Below are 20,784 nucleotides of genomic sequence, written 5' to 3'. Positions count from 1 at the left end.
TATAATCCATCTCGCTACAGCAAAATTTAGATAATTATCTAAACTGACAATGAATAAAATCTGGTTTAGCAATACTTTATTGTTTAGTTCAGTTTTAGCAAGTATCTTATTTGCTAGTCCTAAGGTGGCTAGGAGTAACGACTTCACCGTACCCGAAACTCTAGCAAATACAGCACCTTGTCGCCTTAACGTTACTGGTGCTTATCTAACAACAATCTTCAACCCAGATAACAGCGTCGCCTCTCGTGGAGTTATTACACTGACCGCAGATGGTAACTTTTTTGTCACTGACTCCAATCAAGGTGGTGTTCCTAACGCTTTCAATCCCTTTACTAGTGGACAAGGTGCTTGGAAGTGTAATAGCAAAACTAAGGTGAGTGCTAGGTCTATCACCTTTGCTTTTCCTGGCAGTGCAGGAGCCGGTAGCATTGGCCGCGCCGACTACCAAGCCACCTTTAATCCTCAAACGCAGACAGTACAAGGGACTATCACATTGCGCCTTTTTAACGTCAGTGCTAATCCGTTGTCAAATAATGTCCCACCTCTAGGAACATTCAACTTCTCTGGGCAAAAAATCAAACCTAATTAATTTTGAACGAACAAAGGCACAGAGAGTAGAAGGTTTAAGGATAAATTATTCCCTTTGCCAAAACTGTATTGAGCCACTTAGATATAGCATTCTCGTTTGGATGCAATACACTGTGGTGGCGTACAGCTAGCTGTGCGCCTCTACAAAAGGAATATTTTTTTTTGGAAGTCGCTTGAAAAACACTGAAGCGTTGGCGTAGCCCACCGTAGGTATCGCTACTCTCATGATTCGCATAAGTATCAATTATATAGGACAAAGATCCAAGTTCTGACTTGGATCTTTGTTCGATGCGATCGTTGAAGCGTAGACGCGCTGCTTCGGCTTGTAGTAATACTGTTTCACTTTAAACAATCAAACTTTAGCGATTCTGGCTGGCTTTGATACGACGACGCTGACACAAAACAACTTTACTGCTGTTTAAGTTATTTGGGTGGGTAAATGTTTGCCCACTCGACAAATTGGTTAGTTGCATCCAAGAACAGCTTTGATGTATTGGCTTGCATCTTGATTGCATCAAAGAGCAACTTCGTTGCATCGACTTGCACCTTAGTTAGGTTCTTGTCAGCTTTTGGTGATCACTAGTGGGCTGGTTTAGGCAGAAGGCAGAAGGCAGAGGGCAGAAGGAAGAAAGAAGAAAACTACAGAAATTCCTGCTGTGCAAGGGTTACAGAACCTCTAGATCACAAGAAAAGTCTTCAAGTTCGATCTGAGTCTTGGCCACAAGTTCTACGACGACAGGCAGAATCTTAAAACCCTTCTGCCTTCTGCCTCCTGCCCTCTGCCTTAAAGCGCGTAACTTTTCATCATCACCAAAAGTTGCCAAGAACCCTTAGTTACATTGGGTTGCATCTTTGTTGCATCGACTTGCACCTTAGTTGCATTGGGTTGCATCTTTGTTGCATTGACTTGCACCTTAATTGCATTAAAGGATTACTGTTGAAATTGGCTCAATAACCAAGCACCAACTTGACTGTGAGACATTTGACGAGTTCGCCGTAATGCTTCGTTTAATAAAGAAATAGCTAATCCTGGCAACACCTGAGATTCTGTAATTCGGCGGCTACCTTGGTTTTCAATGGCAAAAGCCATAATTTCCACGTTTTGGACATTTAAAATCCAGTATTCTTTGACTCCTAAATCTTCGTATAGTAACCGTTTGTTACCGAGGTCGTCAGCAAGGGAAGTATTAGCAACTTCAATTACTAAATCTGGTGGTGGATAGATGTCTAAGTTAACAATAGAAGTTCCATAGGGGATAACATTAGCATTCTCGTTAATGTAGTAAGAAGCATCAGGTTGAGCTTCATTAAAGCCTGTCTTTCGATACGTACAATTATCCTTGCCATTTAAAGTAATTCCTTTAATACTGGCAAACAGATAAACTGCATACATTATAATTCCGTGGTCGCTGGCGTGGTCATTTCCGATTGGCGGCATTTCAATCCTCATGTGTCCATTGTGGTAGTAGCCCTTGGCTTTTTCGTAAGCAGGATCTTCTATTAGTTCAATATATTCATCCCAAGTGGCTTTTATCCAAGCGTCAGTTACTAATGGCGTCTGCAATTCACTCATAATATTTTCCCAGTCCCTGCTTCTAACATAATCAATTGCGGGAAAATTCCACACTCGCTACAGACAAGGGTTAACCGCGTCTTTAGTCCCTATTTCCAGCTAGAGGCGATCGCACTCAATATTATATTGTGAAAAACTTTTTAAATTCTGGTGTGTTTAAAAGCCATCACCAGAATTTTTTGATTTGACACCCAATCACCAATCCCCAGGGCTGCACTGAGCTTGTCGAAGTGCCCACAGTACCCTAGACTTCACTTTTTCAAAACTATCTGAAAGGAATTCAAATATCCCGTAATAGTTTTAGCTAATGTCTTTTGCTGCTTTTTGGTCGTTATTGCCATTACTTGATATAATCTTCCTTCGGCAACATACATTCTACTTTTAGTGATTTTTCCTCCAGAATTGATATACTCAATTTCTTTGCCAGGATGATTATTTGAACTCCGAATGTTTCGTTGACTAATTAAATTACTTTTGGTAGTTTTCAGAGCCATATCTCGCGCATTGTTGAGTACAGCTTGGGGGTCAGACATTTCTCCATAGCTGTAAGGAAAATCATTGTAAGTAACTATGTATGCTACTTGTTGTTTTGGTGGTTGAGCGACAAATATTTCTAAGTTAATTTCCCCCATGTAAGTTTTTTGGTATTGGGTTTCTCTGTTGGGGCTTCCTGGCATCAAAATACTAAAGCGCCCATCTGGAGCAGTGAATAATTTCCATTTTGGTTGTACAGGTTGAGAAACGGTTGGTTTGGCCTTTGGCTTAATAGTTGGTTTGGGAGTTGTTTTGACAACTGATGCAGGAGATTTGGGTTGACGCGCTTCCACCAAAACAGATCCGCCACAGATAAATGTGGCGGCGATGAATGGCAACAGACGTTTAATTGTCATATTTCTTGCCTTTGAGATGCTAATCTCACTGATGATGCCAGCTGTTATAACCTAGCAGCACATAAAGCAGCACCTATTAGCCCCACTTGGGAGTTGAGAATAATATACACGGGTATCTCTTCAAGGAGCGATCGCATTCTACCTTTTTGGGTGAAATTGAATAAGAAATCGCTGTTTTGGATTAAAGGCAGGATTTTGGGCGCAATTCCACCAGCAATGTATAAGCCGCCGTAAGGTAGGAGTTTGAGGGCGAGATTCCCGGCTTCTGCGCCGTAAGCGTCTATGAATAATTGCAAGGTTTGTTCACAAAGGCGATCGCGTTTTTGTAGTGCAGCTGTACCAATAGCAGCACCAGGATCGACACTTTTCTCTTCTTTACCGGCTTCTTGTTCCCAAGTTCTGACGATTTGGGCGATGTCTGGTGATTCGCTGGCAAATTTGCGATCGCGCAAAAATTGGTAAATTGCCACAATTCCCATTCCGGAAACCACGCGTTCTACAGAAATACGCTGGATATCATGTTTACCCAGCAGGTATTTCAACAATTGAAATTCTATCTCGTTACGGGGAGCAAAATCAGCATGTCCGCCTTCTGAGGGAAAAACTTGATAGTAATTTCCCGTTTTAATTAAGAATCCTTGCCCTAAGCCGGTGCCAGCACCAATAATGGCAACGGGGGCTTCTAGTTGAGGTTTCCCAGGCTGTAACACGTGCAAGTCTTGTTCTTGTAAACCAGCAATGCCATAGCCGATGGCGGCGAAGTCATTAATCAAAGAAATTTGGGGGATACCCAACTCTTGTTGTAAACGTTCGGTATCTAAGAACCAGACTAAATTCGTCAGCTTGGCAGTATTTTTGACAATGGGACCGGCGATCGCAAAACAAGCTTTCTCTGGTATTGATGTATTAGCTTTAGCCAAAAACTGCTGCACTATCGGTACTAAATCAGGAAAATCTGCACTGTGGTAACTTTCCTGATAAATGGTCTGTAAGGTTTGCGAATCGGATGTTTGGGCCAATCGCAAAATAGTTTTCGTACCGCCGATATCTCCCGCAAGTAACAAAGTCATAGAATTTATTGGCGAATTAATTCTTTTTTTTGGAGCATATACTCAACATAGCGAAAGCTGCGATCGTAAATTCTGATGTAGGATTTAAGCAAATCGAATAACTTCTTCTATGTGAGTTAAATGGGAAGTATCTCCCTTGAGTTCTAATAACCATTCTGGTTCGTCACGTACCACTTTTACCAAAGAACATAAAGAAGCTTTAACTTCGGTTTTGGCAACTTCTCCCACTAAACCCATTGCTGCACCCAACACAGATGCACCATGCGCTACTAGCAGGATATTCTCTGGGAAGAATTCACTGGCTAAACATCTAGCAGTTTGTCCAGAACGTTCCCGTACTTTTTCGTGAGTTTCAGGATAATTAGCGGCGATACGCGGTGTGTAGCCAAGGTCAATTCTAGGGAATAATTCTGCTAATGCTGGAGTCGAGAGTCTTTTGGGTTCTTCTGTCATCCAAGCTGGGTTTAGCCATTCACTCAAACCTGTTTCGAGTTTGATAGACAAATTCATCACTTCTGCAACCGCGTTTGCTGTTTGTACGGTTCGCAAGAAGGGTGAAGCAAAAATATGAGTAATCTTTTCTCCCTTTAAACGCTTTGCTAACTGCTGGGCTTGGATCGTACCATCATCAGACAAAGGTGGATCGTAACGTCGTTCGGCAGTGAGAAACCAATCAGGGTTTACGAAGTCGAGGCGGTTGGCGTGTCTTGCGATCCAAACTATTTGACTCATGGGTTTAAATATTCTGGCGAATAGAATTCACCGCTAAACAAATATAGATATCTGCAAGCAGGGCTGCAAATATTAATATATGACAAAAATTGTAATAATTTTTAATAATATTATTTATTTGGAAAAGTTATCGGTGGCAGAATTCAAAAGTTAGAACTAAAACAGCCTTTATTGCTGGGTTTGAGACGTACTTTGCGTGCTTCACGTTTCTTGAAATCCCCTGTATGCGTTTATCCTGATGCATAACTGCGAAGATATTAACTGAGCAATTTATAGAGGGTGAAATAATTTTGGATTATTTCAATGCAAAATCCAAAATTATCTGACTCTTTTTTCTAAGTTATTCAGGGAGCTAAAGATGGTTTCAACTATAGTCACATTGATAATTATTGTGACGGCAGTTGTTTTGATGTTCAAGCATTTTGACGTGCGTTTGAGTTTATTTATCTGTGCAGTAGCATTATTTTTACTTGCAGGTAAATTACCCCAAATTTTCGTCATCATTACTCAACAAATGACGAATGAAAAGACAGTTGTGCCAATTTGTACAGCGATGGGATTTGCATATATCCTCAAACTTACAGAATGCGATCGCCATCTCACACATCTGTTACTCGCACCTTTACGTTATGGCAAGTGGCTATTAATTCCCGGTGGAATTATTGCTGCATATATTGTCAATATGGCAATTGTCAGTCAATCTAGTACAGCTGCAATTGTTGGGACTGTTTTATTACCATTATTATTAGCTGTGGGAATTGCACCAACTATCGCAGGCGCACTTTTATTACTTGGTTCTTCTATGGGAGGCGAGTTATTTAATCCTGGTGCAGTGGAAGTGGTCAAACTTGCAGAACTGACTGGACAATCAACAACTACTATCCTCGCCCAAGTTTTGCCAATTAATTTGTTAGCAAGTGTCACCGCACTTATAGTTTTCTGCATCTTGGTTTTAATTGAATCTCAAAAGACCACGATTGCATCAGAGGAGATAACTAAAACTGAGCAAAATTTAGGAATAAAATTTGAAATAAATTACATCAAGGCATTAATACCACTACTACCAATGATATTATTATTTGTTGTGCCTGTAGTGGTCAAGCTACCCACAGAATTTGCTAATAATAGTGTAGCGATCGCTGCGGCGATGTTAATTGCGATCGTTGCTGCTGGGTTAACTACTCCGAAAGCTTTGCATAGTTTACCAACAGCATTTTTTGAAGGAGCAGGTTACGCCTATGCCAACATTATTTCTTTAGTTATTACCGCGACAATTTTTACTGAGGGAATCAAAGCCAACGGATTAATTGAAACTCTCACTAACGCTTTAGCAAATCGCGCAATGTTGGCAAAGTTTACCAGTTTGATTTTACCATTTACTTTGGCAGGAATTACAGGTTCTGGAAGTGCCACCGCGATCGCAGTGATGAATGTTCTCGTACCAATAGCTGCAAAAATCAATCTCGAACCTGTGAAAGTTGGAACCTTGGTATCTGTGACGGCGCAGCTGGGACGCACCATGAGTCCAGTAGCGGCGGTTGTGATTATGAGTTCCACCATCGCCCAACAACCACCGCTAAGTTTAGTTAAATGCGTAGCTTTACCCCTATTAGCTGGGCTTGGCGTCCTACTCATAGCAGCATTGTGCAATTGGATTTAAAAATGTCAGCCGAAGAACTTTGAGCAAAGCCTTATCAATTTTGAATTCTGAATTCTGAATTCTGAATTCTTAATTATGCATAAATTTTCTCAATCTGCTTGAGAAAAATTGTAGAGGTCTGCATGATGAGGCTAACAAAAGGCATAAATCGCTATGGATGAAGAGCTTCGAGAATTGATCGGACAAGCTTCAGAGTTGTCTCCAGATAGTCCACAACGAGCCAAGGCCATTTCTTTGCTCATAGTCAAGATACAACAACTACCGGGATTTTATCAATCTTCTCATCAAGATTACTTTGATGCCTTAGATCAAATTTGGGAGTGGCTTGGGAGAAATATTCAAGATTTTGAAGAACATCCACCATCGCTAACTGTCAGTTTGGTACGTTGGGTTAACGGAAATTTACATTGGAGAGTCAAAGATATCAGAAATAAACGAAATCAAGGTATTAGTCTTGATGCACAACTCAATGAAGACAGTATGAGTATTAGCTTTAAGGAAGTAATATCTGAAACGGGGTTTGAACCTCCACGCTTAGACGGACTCGAAGGCTACATTGAGAAAATTCAACAGCAGAATATTAGGTTTATAGCTCAAAAACTGAAAGAATATATCGATGAAGACCCTGATTTTATCTTGCGAAAATCACATTTAAGAAATAACCCTGGGTGTAATTTTCAAGTCATTATTCAGCGACTTTATTTAAAAGATAAACCAGAAACTAAGCGAGCGATCGCTCAAGATTTTGGAGTTTCCGAGCAAACCCTCTACGCACACTACAGAAGAAATTGGTCAAAAATTCAATCACATCTACAAAAAGTTGCTTTAAATTCTGGATTGGAGCAGGATTACTTATTATGAATGAGGCGAAAATGCACAAATCTACGGTTCCTCTATCAATAAAAGCACATCAGTTAGCTAAGAAATTTGCCGCTCAACAACTGACACCTGAAAAAGGAAAGCAAGTTTACCTCAATATATTAAGTGTCTATGCTGTGCATCGCTATTTAAAATACCTTGGAATTCATACAAATTTAGAGCAAAGTGATTGCTGGCAATTATCTAATCAAGTTATATCTGATATCGCTGATTTAGTTTTACCAGACATCAATCAAAGATTAGCATGTTGTCCAATTTTACCAGGGCAAATACACTTTGAGTTACCACTGGAAGTCACAGAAAATTTGCTTGGTTATATTGGTGTACAGTTTAGTGATATGCTCAGGGAAGTTGAACTTATGGGTTTTTTACCTGTAAATCAAGTGAGCGAACAACAAATGGTAAATATAGGGATTGATGAACTGCGATCGCTAGATATTCTCATTGAACATATTTATGCTGCTAAAGCTGCACAGCAGACAGAAGATATAACACAGCAACCAGGTTTATTGAATAAGTTAAAAAATATCAATATTGCTGAAATATTTCAGCAAACCCTGAAAGATATTTACTCAGAACCTGCGCCATCCTATGCAACTCGCAGTCTTTCTCTAAGTACCCTAGTTACTGCAATTAACTTAGGTTCACAAAATATTCTGCTGATTGCTGAAATCACACCTAAAGACCTGCAACGCCAACGTGTTTCCTTGCGTTTAGAAGCAATCGACAGCGAAGAATTGCCATCATTACAACTTTCAATCATTGATGAATCTGAACACATCTTCCCTCATAAAATAGACTTAGAAACCCCTACTCATATTCAACTCCAACCCTTCATTGCAGGTATCGGAGAAGCTTTTCAGGTCAAAATAGTGAGTGAAGAAATTAGTATTGTAGAAAATTTTGTTATCTATTGAAAATCAGATTTTGAAAATTTATTTGAAAATTTATGCAAGTTTCTGTTCTCACCATAGATGTTCAATATAATCAAGAATTAACACGTTATTGACCGTTCATGTATTCCCTCGCTGGTTTTGTTTATGGCAGTTTGAAAAAGTCTTCTAAAGTTATGGGTTTAGTTGGTGATTTTACCATATACTTGTAACTCCAAAGTTGGAATTTAATAAATTATCCTAAATAAGCTTTTTTCACTCGCTCATCACTAATTAATTCTGATGCGGCACCTGTTAAAGTGATAGAGCCAGCTTCTAAAACATAACCTCTATCTGCAATTTGTAGTGCCAGATTAGCGTTTTGTTCAACTAACAAAATAGTTACACCAGTAGCCCGTAGATTTTCAATAATTGAAAAAATTTCCCGGACGATCGCAGGTGCTAAACCTAAGCTAGGTTCGTCTAAAAGTAATAGCTTTGGTCTACTCATTAAAGCACGAGCGATCGCTAACATTTGTTGCTCGCCACCACTCAAGGTTCCTGCTAGTTGATTGCGTCTTTGTGACAAACGTGGAAATAGCTCAAATTGACGCCCAATATCTTCTTTAATCTCCGCTTGATTTGAGCGAATATAAGCACCTAAAAATAAATTATCAAATACCGTTTGCCGTGCTAATACTCTCCGCCCTTCTGGACAATGAGCAATACCAAGTTGCACAACTTCATGAGCTTGGCGGCGGGTAATATTTCGCCCATCATAGATAATTGCGCCACTTTTAGGATTAACTATTTTAGATATAGCCCTGAGTGTAGTAGTTTTTCCAGCACCATTAGCACCAATTAAAGTAACTACCTCACCTTTTTTTATAATTAAATTAATTTTCTTCAGAGCTTGAATCCCGCCATAATTTACATCAAGTTCTTGAATTTCTAAGATTGTATAATTTGGTATATTATCGGCATTCATCGGCGTTTTATATCCATAAATATCTTGATTTAAAACCTAACATACATCAATCATAGGTTTCCTCAAACAGTACGTAGCCGCATCCCGTCGTAGATATTGCATTAAGTAAAAAACTAACGCCAGAATACTCGAATCTTTGTGGTATACCTTTAATTACGAATAAGTATATTAACTCTCCTGTGACAAAAGCAGCAGATATTGGTAGCAAGCGATTAATTAATTTAGCTCCCGATGCATGGGTACAGTGGGTAACACAGCGTCCTGAAGTCGTGGCAAAAGAAATTCTTGGTTCGGAGTTTCAATGGGTTAGCCGGGAAACTGATGTTTTGGTGAAAGCATACAGCCCTACTCACGGAGATTTTCTGGTACTCAATGAACTACAGTTGCGTTATACAGCACATATGCCTCTAAGGATGAGAACCTATGCTGCCTTGGCACAAGAACGCTACCGACTACCAACTTACCCAGTACTCGTCAACATCTTACCGCCCCCATCCAGCTTAACTATTGTAAGTAGTTACGAGCAGGAATTTTTAGGATTACGTGCCATTCAAGATTATCGCGTAATTAATTTGTGGGAAGTCGATGCTGAAATAGTTTTTAGACAACCACTACCGTCATTGTTACCGTTTGTACCCATCCTCCAAGGAGGGGGAGAACCATCAGTAGTGCAACGGGCATTACAAGTATTGCGAGCGGATGCACAATTGAACCAATTAGAATCATTGCTGGCATTTTTTGCTAGCTTTGTGTTAGACATCCCTTTAGTGCAACAAATCATGAGGTGGGATATGGCAGTATTGCGAGAATCGCCTTGGTATCAACAAATTTTAACTGAAGGACTTCAGCAAGGACTTCAACAAGGACTTCAGCAAGGACTTCAACAAGGACTTCAGCAAGGTGTAAAACGGCAGTTAATCCGAGTATTACGACAACGCTTTGGCGAAATTCCCCGTGAGGTGGAAGTAAGGCTTGAGGACGAGAGTGTAGAAAAATTAGAAACTTTAATGGATAGCGCGATCGCTGTAAATTCTTTAGAAGAATTTATCACAACTTTGTCTGCTTAACTTTCACAGTTAGTAAATTATTCATTTCCCAAATAAGCTTCAATTACAGCCGGATCGTTTCTAACTACAGCTGGTTCGCCCAAAGCAATTAATTGTCCAAAATCTAAAACAGCAATGCGATCGCACAAACCCATTACTAATGGTACGTGATGTTCAATCAACACAATTGTTAAATTAAACTGTTCTCGCAGACTGCGGATAAATTCGCTCAGTTGGTGTTTTTCATTAGGGTTCATTCCCGCAGCAGGTTCATCGAGAAGTAAAATTTGCGGTTCTAGGGCTAAAGCGCGGGCGATTTCTAAGCGGCGTTGGTCACCATAGGCGAAGTTTTTTGCTTTTTCTTCGGCGCGATCGCTCAAGCCCACCATCTCTAATAATTGTAAAGCTTTTCGCTTACTTTTTTTCTCTTCCCGACGCCCTCGTGGTAATCCTAAAACTCCTGTTAATACATTACTTTTATTATCCAAATGTCGGGCAATTACTATATTTTCTAACGCTGATAATTCACCAAATAAGCGAATATTTTGAAAAGTTCGAGCGATACCTAAACCTGCAATTTGATGCGGGCGGAGTTGGGAAATATTAGCACCTTGATAGCGTAATTCTCCACTAGAAAGGGGAATAAATGCTGTAATCAAATTAAACAGTGTTGTTTTCCCAGCACCGTTAGGGCCAATCAATCCAAAAATCTCATGTTGATTGACTGTAAAAGATACATTATTCACCGCCACTAAACCCCCAAAGCGGCGAGTCAGTGATTTCGCTTCTAAAATAATGTTGTTTGTCATTTCGCTGCGGCTTTAATCAAATCGGCTGCTTTTTCACCAATCATAATTGTTGGTGCATTTGTGTTTCCCGTAATAATAGTTGGCATAATTGATGCATCCGCTACACGCAACCCGGCAACACCATGCACTTTGAGTTCCGGGTTTACTACTGAATCACGGTCAGATCCCATTTTACAAGTGCCGACTGGATGGTATACACTGTCGCAGGTTTCCCGAATGTAAGCCAAAAGTGTTTCATCACTCTGATTATCAGCACCAGGGGCTACTTCTTCTCCTCGCAACTCATCAAATACACTTGATTGGAATATCTGCCGACAAATTTTGATTCCTGCCAAGAGTTTTTGCAAATCAGATTCACTTTGCAGATAGTTCATCCGAATTATGGGTGGGTCTTTGGGGAAAGCAGAACCCAGGTTGACACTACCACGACTTTCGGGATTAGTGATACAAACTGCACCTGTGAATCCAGGCACAGAACGCCCATAAGTAGGATGTGTCCACAAAATAGGGGCAGAGAAAAACTGTAAATCTGGTGCAGCATCTAAACGACCTTCGGTATGCAAGAACAATCCAACTTCTGCAAGATTGCTGGTTAAATCTGGTTGCAGATCCTGGGTTGCTTCGTGTGCTACGCCGACTAGCACGTGATCTTGAAGATTCTGACCAACACCAGGTAAATCAACGACCACAGGAATATCCAAACTCTTTAGATGTTCTGCTTTGCCAATCCCAGAGAGCATCAATAGCTTGGGCGAATCGATCGCACCAGCACTTAAAATCACTTCTTGTTCTATCCAAACTTGCTGTATCGTTCCCTGATGGATGAATTCTACCCCTACGGTTTGCGTTCCCTCAAACAATAACCTAGTAACTAATGCACCAGTGGTAACAGTTAAGTTGGGGCGGTGCAAAATCGGTAGTAGAAATGCCGTTGCGGTACTATGCCGCTTACCGTCTTTAATTGTTAACTGATAAAATCCGGCTCCGTGCTGTTGTGCGCCATTGAAATCAGGATTGTGCCCATAACCCAATTCAACAGCAGCTTCCACAAATTTTTGTGAGGTGACACTCTTCGCTAGGGGATCTGTCACACTTAGAAATCCATCAACCCCATGAAATTCACATGCTTCTCGCTGCTGATTTTCAGATTTTTTGAAATAGGGCAACACATCTTCATAACTCCAACCAACATTGCCCAACTGATCCCACTGGTCATAATCATACCGATTGCCTCGAATATAAATCATGGCGTTGATCGCACTGCTGCCACCCAAGACTTTCCCGCGCGGACAATAGATTTTACGGTTATTGATGTAGGGTTCTTCTTCTGTAGAATATGCCCAGTCCGCCTCTGTACCCCAAAGTTTTGGCCAGCCTAGAGGAATTTCGTGTTCTGGTAAATTAGGCGGATTCCCTGCTTCCAACAATAAGACAGTTGTTTCGGCATCTTCCGTCAATCGGTTAGCAACGACACAACCCCCCGAACCCGCACCAATTACAACATAATCATATTTAGTCTTCATATTATTAACTTCTCTGTTTTGATGTGTTGGCAAATAACTTTAGTAATTGCTTTTTACCTTTTTTCAAAATATCTGGAGTGACAAATCCTTGGGGAAAAAATATAGTCCCTAAAACTATTAAACAACCATAAATAATTAATCTGCCATCGCGTAGAAATTGGGCTAGCCAAATGGGCAGACCGCCTATATCAGCTATTCTTCGCAAAATAATTTCTAATAAAACTTTCAAGACAATGGCACCTACCACCGAACCTAAAAAAGTTCTCGAACCACCAATTAAGACAATCGTTAGATAGGTAATACTGGCATCAAAAGTACCTTGTCGAGCATTCCAGGTATTGAGAAAATGAGCGCTAATTACACCGACAATACCCGCAAGAATCGCTCCCAGAGTAAAGGCTAAAACTTTGTAGTAAGTGGGGTTAATTCCCATCGCACTCGCAGCTAACTCATCTTCGCGAATGGCGATGAATGCCCTACCGGTGCGAATGCGTTCTAAACGGTAAAATAACACCATACTAATTAATAGTAATGGCAGAGCAATCTTTAAATATTCAAGTTGGCTTTGGAATGGTTGAGGAATACCAAAAATCCCTACAGCACCGCCTGTAATATCTAGATTTAAGGATACAACTCGTAATACTTCTACAAAAGCAATGGTGGCGATCGCTAAATAAATTCCCCGCAATCGCAATGCCGGAATTCCCACTAATACAGCTAATATACCAGAAACTAAACCAGCAATTAACATTTCCAATAAAAGTAATGGAATCGGAAATAAATTATTAGTAAATGGGAAAAATTTTAAAAGTAATTGAATAGGCCATAAAGTATTAGTAGATATGAAAACTTGTGTAGATAAAATCGCTGCAATATATCCACCTAAAGCATAAAATCCCGGACTAGCTAAGGACAATTGTCCAGCCATCAATGGCAAATAAAGCGATAGCCCTAATAAAGCCTCCAATACCATGTAGACTATTGGTGATTCATAAGTAGAAAAAAATTCAGACATTGTAAAATATTTTAATTAAGCTATCACTTTTATCAATTCTTAAGCTGTTAATATTTGCTCTGCTGTTAACGTTAGTTCAGGAAAAGTTCGTGACACTATTTGTTCGGAACCCCTAAAGTGTGTGCGTTGGTATTTTCCCTCAGCATCTAGTAGAAAAACAAACACAGTTGGAACTTTGGGATTTCCCAAATACTCCCTTGAACCAATTGCCAAATAATCTACAATCCAATATTCTTTAATACCTAAGCGTTGATATTCATCTAATTTATCAATGTAGTCATCTTCCCAATTAGTCGATGTTACTTCTACAGCTAACTGGATGGGTTCTTCAAGTGCAGAATAAGCAGAACGATTTGAGCGCCATACATCTTTATCTATTACACTGACATCAGGTTTGCGTCCTTGTTCTATTCCATTAGCAGTTATAGTTTTGATAATTGCTGTGTTTTTTACTACGTAATTCAGATTTAAACGTTTAATTTCATCGTTGAAACCAAACAATATAAAATCGGCGACATCATCATGATTTCTAGTTGCACGCACTTCTACAATTTCTCCATCTACCAGTTCATATAAACCTTCCTCTGGGCACTGTTCCAAAAAATCATCAAAAGTTAGTTTTTGTTTGGTGTATGTTTTCATAGCCTTACGTGTGTTTAAACTTTCTGAATAAATCGACGACCTAGCAAACCTTGGGGTCTAACTAACAGCATGATAAATAATATTCCGTAGGCTACAGCGTCTTTGTAACCGGAATATTCAGTCGGTACAAAAGCTTCAACTAATCCAATAAGTAATCCTCCTAAAACTGCGCCGGGAATGCTACCTAAACCACCTAAAACAATTACTGCTAAACCCCTCAAACCAAAGGCAATGCCGAAATAAGGGCCGGCAATACTAACACTAGAAGCGACTAAAGTTCCTGCTAATCCTGCTAAGAAACTGCTAATAAAGAATGTTAAAACGATAAAGCGATCGCTATTTATTCCTAATAAACTCGCAGTGGTTGGATCTTCGGCGATCGCCTGCATTGCTTTACCATATTTTGTGCGATTGATAAAATAGCTGAGAATTGCCACAATCGCTACTGATACACCAAAAATTACTATCTGAACCGTGCGAATGGGAATTTCCTGATCTTGGGTACCAAAGTTAATAGAAGGTGGTAAATTCCCATAAGTATTTGCTGGGTAAGTGTAACTTTCTGCGCCTACTAAATACTGAATTAAGTTCACAATTACCACCGCTACTCCCAAACTGGAAACAACAGTTAGCAAAGGATCGGAACCTTGACGCCGCAGAGGTTGAAAAGCAACTCGTTCCATCACTACCCCAACCAATCCCGCCAAGCTACTTCCTAAAATCAAAGCTATAGCAAATGGTAATTTTATCGGCAAGGCTGCATTAGCTAATAAGCCATTAAATCCAAAGTTACCACCCATGAGTGCATAGGTGAAATATGCACCCAAGGTAAAAATCGCCCCATGAGCTAAATTAATAATGCCCAAAATAGAATAAACCAAGGTATATCCCAAGGCAAAAATTGCATAGACACTGCCAATGGATAAGCCGTTTAATAATTGCTGCAAAAATAAGCTGATATTCATGTAGCAACTATTTCAAAAAACTAAATTTACCTTGACTTCCATCTTTTTCCATTTTGATTTGGGCGACATAGAAATCTTTTTGCACAACTTCACCCACCGGAGTAAATCCAATTTCACCCAGCGGTGTATTGTATTTTCCAGCAAGTATTTCTTTATTTAATTGCGTCCGTAATTCTGGTAGCTGTAACTTATTAACTTTGCTTTTGCTATCTAAAGCTTTTAATGCTTCGACATAAACTTGCACCGCTGCAAAAGCTTGGGCGCTAAATTGGGGCGGTTCTTTCTTGTATTCCTCTGCATAGGCTTTGCGAAATGCCGCGTTAATTTCCCCTGGATGTTCTGGACTATAGGCTTGAGCAATCAATACGCCATCACAAAGTGCTTTACAAACTGCCAAGATATTCGATGTATTTAGACCATTACCACCAACAATTAAGCCTTTGTAACCCAGTTCTCGCAATTGTCTTATCAAATTACCACCATCAGCAGCTAAGCCAGAAATAATGACCAAATCTGGTTTAAGGTTAATTGCATTGGTAGCTTGGCTTTGAAAATCTGTATCGCTGGTTTGGAATTTTTGGACTGTTAATAATTCCAGTCCTTGATCCTTAACTGTTTGCTGGAATATTTCCGTTTCTGACTTGCTAAATGCATCATTTTGAGCATAGAAAACTGCGACTTTTTTAATTTGAGGGTTTTGCTTGAGTGCAGCTTTCACGGAATTCGGAGCGACAACGGAAACTGGTGCAGAAACACGAGCTACATAATCACCAATTTCTGGAATATTTTTCGCAGTATTTGATGGGCCAATGATTGGTACTTTTGCACGTTCGGCAACGGGATCGGCACTAAAGGCTTGCTGTGATAAAGTTGGCCCCACAATGCCAATAACTTTATCTTTATTAATTAAACTTTGAACAGCGTTAATTGCTCCTGCTTCATCTCCGCTAGTATCTTGAAACACTAATTTAATTGGAGTGCCGTTGACGCCACCTTTAGCATTAAAATACTTCTCGGCAATTTTAACTCCAGCCACTTGTTCTTGACCCAATAATGCCACATTGCTAGTTTGAGCAACCGCAATGCCGATAGGAATCGCACCTGATAACGTACCTGTATTTGTTGTGGTGTTAGTTGCAGTGTTATTCGTACTACTATTTGGAGTATTTGGAGAATTTGTCACAGTTGTATTGTCGCCACCGCAGCCTGTTAGTAGCAAAGCGCAACTTGATAATAATGCTGTTATCCCAAAGAAACTTGTTTTCATCGTTAAATAATCATCTAGTTATTAGATAGGTTCGGAAAAATTAAAAGTAAAGGTTAGAATCTGCAAACAATATAAGGCAGATTTTAACTTTTGCAAGAATTATATTAAATCATTTTTGCCAGAACTCAGAAGTCATAATTCAAAAGCTACAAGAGTTCAAGAATCAGGACGATACTAGATGAATGAATACACAAATCATACTAGACTGTTATAAATTGTGGCTTTTCACTTTTTGATACTGAATTCTTACTCATTTTTATTTGACCATACAAAGACAAATATTCAAAGTCTTTGTAAATACAAGTTATTGTAGTAGCCCATGATTTTATCATTCCCAGGTTTAACCTGGGAATGCGGTAATAAGTTGGTTTTTCAGTTCAGTTGAGTACCAGGGGTTAAGCTCATCCCACCCTTAAAAGGAGATGGGATTTCACGTTGACTGTTAACGGTTAACAGTCAACTAAAAAACTATCAAGCCTTTTTCTCATTACCGATTAATTCTTTTGGCTCGTAGTGACGACAACCGTTACATGGCCCGTCGGGATTCACGGCACAGCGGATGTAGCCAGATCGGGCATTAAACTTGCAGCTGATGTCGCCAATCAGGTAACCTACCCCTTCTAAATAATAGCGATCGCCTTCAGGCGATGTGAAGTTTTCCCCTTGCCGCATCCTGGGAAAATTCATGGCTGCTTGCCTCATCCGTAAACGCGCTCGCGAACGCGTTTTGCGGATCGCCCACAGGGAAAACAGGGACGGTAAAAAACCAACGGCAATCACTAAAAGTGTCTTTAACACCTTCTTTTTACCCCTTTTGAGCACCGAGCGATCGTCCCTGATGTTGCACCTGGTTTTACACAAGTGCAAATCTGAGGGTAGATGTCCCTTTTGTTACCATAATTGGTAGCAATTAGCAATTGTCTGGTGGTATTTAGGTAATGAAAGAGAATATCTTTCTTCTACCACTTCAATCAGCATAACTGTTACAACCTCAGAGGTGGATTGCCTTTAAATAGCGATCGCTTTAAGATTTGTTGACTAATGTTTTTTGAAGAATCGTTTTATATCAGCCTCAGCCTTGTTTTTTCTGTGTTGCTGGGACGCTAATCTTTTTTTGGTTTGCTGACGTAGTTGCTGTGCTAATAGTGCTGCTTCCCTTTCTGCTCGAAATAAATCAACTCTTCTTGTTGTCAAAATAAAAGACTGGTCTGATTTTTTTCTTACCCAAGGCACGCTAACTGCCAAATACTGACAAATATTTTTACATTGGTTCGGCTTGATGAGTGGGTAACGTTTTTGAGTATTGAGTGTGTTAGCGATCGCTTTCAACTCTAGTATCGCTGCTTCTAGCTCCCCTGCCATCCAGTTGATGCGTTCAACTTGCGCGACTAAGCGTTCCTGGTCACTGATGATTTTTTCCTCTTGCGGTTGTAGTGGCACTATTGCAGTAATCACAGGTGTTGGCTGCAACAGTGAAATTTTGGCTGGAATAGGCTTTTTGTAGCTGTCTTGGATTTTTTTCATACTACCTCAAGCAAGGCTAGCTGACTTGTAAGGCATTTTAGCAGCAAAACAGTACATTTGTACTGTAAAATTTTGTATATCAAGTTTAGGGGCTTGTATAGCAGGCAACAGGGAATAGAATTAAAAGTCTCTAAGTAGGTCGGTAGGCAGGAGGAAAGAACTTTTTGAGCAACTTTACTTTTCGTTATATATTTTGGTTTTTTTGCACCATGTTACTTAGCTTGAAAATCAAAAAACCTCCCCCTGGTTTTGCGTAGTAAAACCAGGGGGAAGTTGATTGGAAGCTATCGTTGGGTTAATGGTGGTTAGGGTGTAAAGGTGTTTTGCTCACCTACACCCTTAGAGGATGTTTGAAAAGTCCTTAGTGATGTAGCAAATACTTTTAGATCCCCCTAAATCCCCCTTAAAAAGGGGGACTTTGATTCTATTTCCCCCCTTAAAAAGGGGGACTTTGATTCTATTTCCCCCCTTAAAAAGGGGGGTTAGGGGGGATCAATAAGTGCCTAAAGTCACAGCCAACAACTTTTAAAACAACCTCTTAGATACCTTGTTCCAAACCCTTGATTTTTCGTATTACCAACTTTAAGTTAATTAAGCATTGGCAGTTCGGTAATCAGCATCTAACCAACAGCGTGGTAAATCTTCACCAGAGGGAAAAATGAGATTTTGTTTTTTAAAAGAATCAGGTTCCTGTTCTTCTTGACCTTCTTGGTCTTTTGCGCGAACAACATCACTATTAGGGTCAAGTAATTCTTCAATTTCCAAAATTTTTACCAACTCACCGGTATCTTTCAGTTGTAAGAGCATATAACTAACCTCAATAAGTTTCCATGAAAATTTACAGCGAGTCTTAATACAAACTCGCCAAAGTTAGAGAATTTATTCTGAATTCTGGATTCTGGCTCCTGAATTCTATTCTTCTAAAATCCGATTAAATTTCGCGTTGATATTTTTCCAAAATATCTACTAAATTTACTTGGCATTGTAGTGGCAGCAAATCTATCAAAGGCAATTCGCGTTTGCCGCCGCCAATTTTTATTGGAATGGATTCCAACACTTGTGTTACTCGGTCTTCATTAACAGAGTTGGAAGTAATTAAAGGATATAGTTTTTCAGCAACAATTGTATGCAGTTTGGCATTAGATAAATAAAGATGCCATTTAGCAACGTCTATATAAACATTTTCACCAATTTCGGCTGCTAGGGCTTCTAGTAATTCTGTGGTGTTAGTCTTAGCCATAAAAATAACCCTATATTGAGAAAGAGCGCAAAATCTCAGGCTTATTTACATTATTGCTCAATTAACCAGGCTGATTCTACTGCCACAAGTTACAATCGCCCTAGCATCAGCAGTCCATCTTCAGGTGGATTTGGGTGGAGTTTCGGTGTAGTTGGCGATCGCAGCAATATAAATTAGATGTACCAACAATATTACTAGCCAACTAATAGTCAACCAAGGCAGCCACTCCCAACTAGCGCCTTTCAACTTGTGGAAGAACCACAATCCAGAATTAATAGTAGCAGCGATCGCCACATGCACGGCAAAATTCATCCGGTCATCGATTTTACGATACTCTGGGTCATTGCGATCGGGTTTACGAGGCCAACGAGGAGGCATAAATATTTGTTACAGATCTAAATACACCCTACTCATTCTAAGGGTTTTGGGAGTGCGATCGCTATTAGAGGGAGATGAGGCGGGGGGCAGGGGGGCAGGGGAGGCAAGGAGAAGAGAATAATTGTTAACTCAACACTCCCAATGCCCAATGCCCAATCAATTATTCATCAACCTTGTGGATGACCTTTGAACGTTTTGAAGTTAGAAATGATTCATCTGTTTGATAGAGGGAGTAAATATATCCACTTGTGAATATGAGGGATAACCATTAGAGGTGGACAAAAATGGCTAAGGCTAACCCAGTTGAAATCCAAAAACACTTGAAGGGTGTTGACTACCCTGCTAAAAAACAAGATTTGATTCAACACGCTAAAAAACAAGGAGCAGGTAAGGAGATTATCTCTTTGTTAGAAAAAGTGCCAGAAGACAAAGAGTTTGAAAGCCCAACGGCTCTTAATAAAGCTTTAGGTGAGATAGTGTAGTTTATTGCCCTGGCGGGGAATAATCTCCTGATTTCCCGCCACTTTTACTGATTAAGCGAATTGATTCAATTTGAATCGATTTTTCTAAGCCTTTGGCCATATCGTATAAAGTTAAAGCCGCAACAGAAACGGCAGTTAAAGCTTCCATCTCTACACCAGTTTCAGCTTTGGTTTTGACTGTGGCTTGAATTTCATAACCAGGTAGTTGGGGATCGGGTATGACCTCGATGGCAATTTTCTGCAATGGTAACGGATGACATAAGGGAATTAAAGCCGCTGTTTGCTTAGCTGCCATAATCCCAGCCAACCTTACAGTTCCTAACACATCGCCTTTGGGAACGTTTCCAGCTTGAATTGCAGCAAAGGTCGTCGGCAACATCCGCACCTTGGCGGCGGCTACTGCTTGGCGCACAGTGGCTGCTTTTTCAGACACATCCACCATCTGTGCTTGTCCTCGATCGTCTAGATGGGTTAAGTTGCCAAAATTAGATGGAAAATTATCTTGCATCATTTAGTGAGAACGTGTTAATATGGTTTCTTGTCAAGGGCGTGTAGCTCAGTGGACTAGAGCACGTGGCTACGGACCACGGTGTCGGGGGTTCGAATCCCTCCTCGCCCGTTTTTTTAAGTTAGGAGCAAAA

At 40.1% G+C, this 20,784-nt stretch carries 23 protein-coding genes and 1 tRNA gene; 7 read left to right on the top strand and 17 right to left on the bottom strand.

Annotated elements, in window-relative coordinates; all coding sequences use genetic code 11:
- Window positions 1-49 precede the first annotated feature (49 nt).
- Complete coding sequence (locus H6H03_RS01425; RefSeq protein ID WP_190953294.1) at window positions 50-589, top strand: hypothetical protein; 540 nt, start codon at window positions 50-52, stop codon at window positions 587-589.
- A 930-nt stretch (window positions 590-1,519) separates the two neighbouring features.
- On the opposite strand, the gene H6H03_RS01420 is transcribed toward H6H03_RS01425, so the two are convergent.
- The 4 genes from H6H03_RS01420 to H6H03_RS01405 form a co-directional block, all read right to left on the bottom strand.
- A complete protein-coding gene (locus tag H6H03_RS01420; RefSeq protein ID WP_190953293.1) occupies window positions 1,520-2,161 on the bottom strand; it encodes a Uma2 family endonuclease in 642 nt (213 codons plus the stop codon).
- A 251-nt stretch (window positions 2,162-2,412) separates the two neighbouring features.
- Complete coding sequence (locus H6H03_RS01415; protein WP_190953292.1) at window positions 2,413-3,051, bottom strand: hypothetical protein; 639 nt, start codon at window positions 3,049-3,051, stop codon at window positions 2,413-2,415.
- A gap of 44 nt (window positions 3,052-3,095) precedes the next feature.
- Window positions 3,096-4,121, bottom strand: coding sequence for a glucokinase (locus H6H03_RS01410; RefSeq protein WP_190953291.1), 1,026 nt, complete (start codon window positions 4,119-4,121; stop codon window positions 3,096-3,098).
- Window positions 4,122-4,205: 84 nt separating this feature from the next.
- Window positions 4,206-4,853: a histidine phosphatase family protein gene (locus tag H6H03_RS01405; protein WP_190953290.1), complete on the bottom strand. Its 648-nt coding sequence runs from the start codon at window positions 4,851-4,853 to the stop codon at window positions 4,206-4,208.
- A 358-nt stretch (window positions 4,854-5,211) separates the two neighbouring features.
- Between H6H03_RS01405 and dcuC the strand changes: the two genes are divergently transcribed.
- The 3 genes from dcuC to H6H03_RS01390 all read left to right on the top strand — a co-directional run bounded on the left by dcuC (window position 5,212) and on the right by H6H03_RS01390 (window position 8,309).
- Entirely contained in the window at window positions 5,212-6,513 is a 1,302-nt protein-coding gene (gene dcuC, locus H6H03_RS01400) for a C4-dicarboxylate transporter DcuC (RefSeq protein WP_190953289.1), read from the top strand.
- A 153-nt stretch (window positions 6,514-6,666) separates the two neighbouring features.
- On the top strand, window positions 6,667-7,374 hold the full coding sequence (locus H6H03_RS01395) for a hypothetical protein (protein WP_190953288.1): 708 nt from the start codon (window positions 6,667-6,669) through the stop codon (window positions 7,372-7,374).
- Window positions 7,371-8,309 (top strand): DUF1822 family protein, encoded by a 939-nt coding sequence (locus tag H6H03_RS01390; RefSeq protein ID WP_190953287.1) that lies wholly within the window; start codon window positions 7,371-7,373, stop codon window positions 8,307-8,309. The genes H6H03_RS01395 and H6H03_RS01390 overlap by 4 nt, the downstream gene beginning before the upstream one ends.
- Window positions 8,310-8,520: 211 nt before the next feature.
- Here the strand turns inward: H6H03_RS01390 and H6H03_RS01385 are convergent, their stop codons facing one another.
- Window positions 8,521-9,252: an ABC transporter ATP-binding protein gene (locus H6H03_RS01385; protein WP_190953286.1), complete on the bottom strand. Its 732-nt coding sequence runs from the start codon at window positions 9,250-9,252 to the stop codon at window positions 8,521-8,523.
- 179 nt (window positions 9,253-9,431) lie between these two features.
- Here H6H03_RS01385 and H6H03_RS01380 point away from each other — a divergent pair, with 179 nt between their 5' ends.
- Window positions 9,432-10,319, top strand: a complete 888-nt coding sequence (locus H6H03_RS01380) for a DUF4351 domain-containing protein (protein ID WP_190953285.1) — start codon at window positions 9,432-9,434, stop codon at window positions 10,317-10,319.
- Window positions 10,320-10,336: 17 nt separating this feature from the next.
- Here H6H03_RS01380 and H6H03_RS01375 read toward each other — a convergent pair whose 3' ends face one another.
- The 11 genes from H6H03_RS01375 to H6H03_RS01325 form a co-directional block, all read right to left on the bottom strand.
- Window positions 10,337-11,107 carry an ABC transporter ATP-binding protein gene (locus H6H03_RS01375; protein ID WP_190953284.1) on the bottom strand — a complete coding sequence of 257 codons (771 nt, stop codon included), beginning with the start codon at window positions 11,105-11,107 and terminating at the stop codon, window positions 10,337-10,339.
- Window positions 11,104-12,630, bottom strand: coding sequence for a GMC family oxidoreductase (locus tag H6H03_RS01370; RefSeq protein ID WP_190953283.1), 1,527 nt, complete (start codon window positions 12,628-12,630; stop codon window positions 11,104-11,106). Before H6H03_RS01370 ends, H6H03_RS01375 begins: the two co-directional genes overlap by 4 nt.
- Before the next feature lie 4 nt (window positions 12,631-12,634).
- Complete coding sequence (locus H6H03_RS01365; RefSeq protein ID WP_190953282.1) at window positions 12,635-13,645, bottom strand: branched-chain amino acid ABC transporter permease; 1,011 nt, start codon at window positions 13,643-13,645, stop codon at window positions 12,635-12,637.
- Window positions 13,646-13,684: 39 nt separating this feature from the next.
- On the bottom strand, window positions 13,685-14,287 hold the full coding sequence (locus H6H03_RS01360) for a Uma2 family endonuclease (RefSeq protein ID WP_190953281.1): 603 nt from the start codon (window positions 14,285-14,287) through the stop codon (window positions 13,685-13,687).
- A gap of 14 nt (window positions 14,288-14,301) precedes the next feature.
- Window positions 14,302-15,252, bottom strand: coding sequence for a branched-chain amino acid ABC transporter permease (locus H6H03_RS01355; RefSeq protein WP_190953280.1), 951 nt, complete (start codon window positions 15,250-15,252; stop codon window positions 14,302-14,304).
- A gap of 7 nt (window positions 15,253-15,259) precedes the next feature.
- Window positions 15,260-16,519 (bottom strand): ABC transporter substrate-binding protein, encoded by a 1,260-nt coding sequence (locus tag H6H03_RS01350; RefSeq protein WP_190953279.1) that lies wholly within the window; start codon window positions 16,517-16,519, stop codon window positions 15,260-15,262.
- Window positions 16,520-16,990: 471 nt separating this feature from the next.
- Window positions 16,991-17,317, bottom strand: a complete 327-nt coding sequence (locus H6H03_RS01345) for a DUF6464 family protein (protein ID WP_190953278.1) — start codon at window positions 17,315-17,317, stop codon at window positions 16,991-16,993.
- Between the two features lie 240 nt (window positions 17,318-17,557).
- The gene (locus tag H6H03_RS01340; protein WP_190953277.1) at window positions 17,558-18,043 is read right to left on the bottom strand and encodes a hypothetical protein; all 486 of its coding nucleotides are present in this window, start codon (window positions 18,041-18,043) and stop codon (window positions 17,558-17,560) included.
- Between the two features lie 591 nt (window positions 18,044-18,634).
- The gene (locus H6H03_RS01335; protein ID WP_190953276.1) at window positions 18,635-18,850 is read right to left on the bottom strand and encodes an acetyltransferase; all 216 of its coding nucleotides are present in this window, start codon (window positions 18,848-18,850) and stop codon (window positions 18,635-18,637) included.
- Between the two features lie 124 nt (window positions 18,851-18,974).
- On the bottom strand, window positions 18,975-19,283 hold the full coding sequence (locus H6H03_RS01330) for a DUF3181 family protein (protein WP_190953275.1): 309 nt from the start codon (window positions 19,281-19,283) through the stop codon (window positions 18,975-18,977).
- A gap of 120 nt (window positions 19,284-19,403) precedes the next feature.
- Window positions 19,404-19,661, bottom strand: coding sequence for a hypothetical protein (locus H6H03_RS01325; protein WP_190953274.1), 258 nt, complete (start codon window positions 19,659-19,661; stop codon window positions 19,404-19,406).
- A gap of 284 nt (window positions 19,662-19,945) precedes the next feature.
- Here H6H03_RS01325 and H6H03_RS01320 point away from each other — a divergent pair, with 284 nt between their 5' ends.
- Window positions 19,946-20,143 carry a DUF2795 domain-containing protein gene (locus H6H03_RS01320; protein WP_190953273.1) on the top strand — a complete coding sequence of 66 codons (198 nt, stop codon included), beginning with the start codon at window positions 19,946-19,948 and terminating at the stop codon, window positions 20,141-20,143.
- 1 nt (window position 20,144) lies between these two features.
- Here the strand turns inward: H6H03_RS01320 and moaC are convergent, their stop codons facing one another.
- Window positions 20,145-20,651 (bottom strand): cyclic pyranopterin monophosphate synthase MoaC, encoded by a 507-nt coding sequence (moaC, locus tag H6H03_RS01315; protein ID WP_190953555.1) that lies wholly within the window; start codon window positions 20,649-20,651, stop codon window positions 20,145-20,147.
- Window positions 20,652-20,688: 37 nt separating this feature from the next.
- Between moaC and H6H03_RS01310 the strand changes: the two genes are divergently transcribed.
- Window positions 20,689-20,762, top strand: a tRNA-Arg gene (locus H6H03_RS01310).
- Window positions 20,763-20,784: the final 22 nt, after the last annotated feature.

This window comes from Nostoc paludosum FACHB-159 (genome assembly GCF_014698835.1).
GTDB lineage: Bacteria > Cyanobacteriota > Cyanobacteriia > Cyanobacteriales > Nostocaceae > Nostoc > Nostoc paludosum.
This window is presented reverse-complemented; position numbering and strand designations above follow the sequence as displayed.

Coding starts and splice junctions, on each gene's coding strand:
- H6H03_RS01350 (WP_190953279.1), bottom strand. CDS start 16,519: ATGAAAACAAGTTTCTTTGGGATAACAGCATTATTATCAAGTTGCGCT.
- H6H03_RS01405 (WP_190953290.1), bottom strand. CDS start 4,853: ATGAGTCAAATAGTTTGGATCGCAAGACACGCCAACCGCCTCGACTTC.
- H6H03_RS01370 (WP_190953283.1), bottom strand. CDS start 12,630: ATGAAGACTAAATATGATTATGTTGTAATTGGTGCGGGTTCGGGGGGT.
- moaC (WP_190953555.1), bottom strand. CDS start 20,651: ATGCAAGATAATTTTCCATCTAATTTTGGCAACTTAACCCATCTAGAC.
- H6H03_RS01385 (WP_190953286.1), bottom strand. CDS start 9,252: ATGAATGCCGATAATATACCAAATTATACAATCTTAGAAATTCAAGAA.
- H6H03_RS01410 (WP_190953291.1), bottom strand. CDS start 4,121: ATGACTTTGTTACTTGCGGGAGATATCGGCGGTACGAAAACTATTTTG.
- H6H03_RS01340 (WP_190953277.1), bottom strand. CDS start 18,043: ATGAAAAAAATCCAAGACAGCTACAAAAAGCCTATTCCAGCCAAAATT.
- H6H03_RS01325 (WP_190953274.1), bottom strand. CDS start 19,661: ATGCCTCCTCGTTGGCCTCGTAAACCCGATCGCAATGACCCAGAGTAT.
- H6H03_RS01330 (WP_190953275.1), bottom strand. CDS start 19,283: ATGGCTAAGACTAACACCACAGAATTACTAGAAGCCCTAGCAGCCGAA.
- H6H03_RS01335 (WP_190953276.1), bottom strand. CDS start 18,850: ATGCTCTTACAACTGAAAGATACCGGTGAGTTGGTAAAAATTTTGGAA.
- H6H03_RS01390 (WP_190953287.1), top strand. CDS start 7,371: ATGAATGAGGCGAAAATGCACAAATCTACGGTTCCTCTATCAATAAAA.
- dcuC (WP_190953289.1), top strand. CDS start 5,212: ATGGTTTCAACTATAGTCACATTGATAATTATTGTGACGGCAGTTGTT.
- H6H03_RS01395 (WP_190953288.1), top strand. CDS start 6,667: ATGGATGAAGAGCTTCGAGAATTGATCGGACAAGCTTCAGAGTTGTCT.
- H6H03_RS01420 (WP_190953293.1), bottom strand. CDS start 2,161: ATGAGTGAATTGCAGACGCCATTAGTAACTGACGCTTGGATAAAAGCC.
- H6H03_RS01415 (WP_190953292.1), bottom strand. CDS start 3,051: ATGACAATTAAACGTCTGTTGCCATTCATCGCCGCCACATTTATCTGT.
- H6H03_RS01320 (WP_190953273.1), top strand. CDS start 19,946: ATGGCTAAGGCTAACCCAGTTGAAATCCAAAAACACTTGAAGGGTGTT.
- H6H03_RS01355 (WP_190953280.1), bottom strand. CDS start 15,252: ATGAATATCAGCTTATTTTTGCAGCAATTATTAAACGGCTTATCCATT.
- H6H03_RS01360 (WP_190953281.1), bottom strand. CDS start 14,287: ATGAAAACATACACCAAACAAAAACTAACTTTTGATGATTTTTTGGAA.
- H6H03_RS01425 (WP_190953294.1), top strand. CDS start 50: ATGAATAAAATCTGGTTTAGCAATACTTTATTGTTTAGTTCAGTTTTA.
- H6H03_RS01375 (WP_190953284.1), bottom strand. CDS start 11,107: ATGACAAACAACATTATTTTAGAAGCGAAATCACTGACTCGCCGCTTT.
- H6H03_RS01365 (WP_190953282.1), bottom strand. CDS start 13,645: ATGTCTGAATTTTTTTCTACTTATGAATCACCAATAGTCTACATGGTA.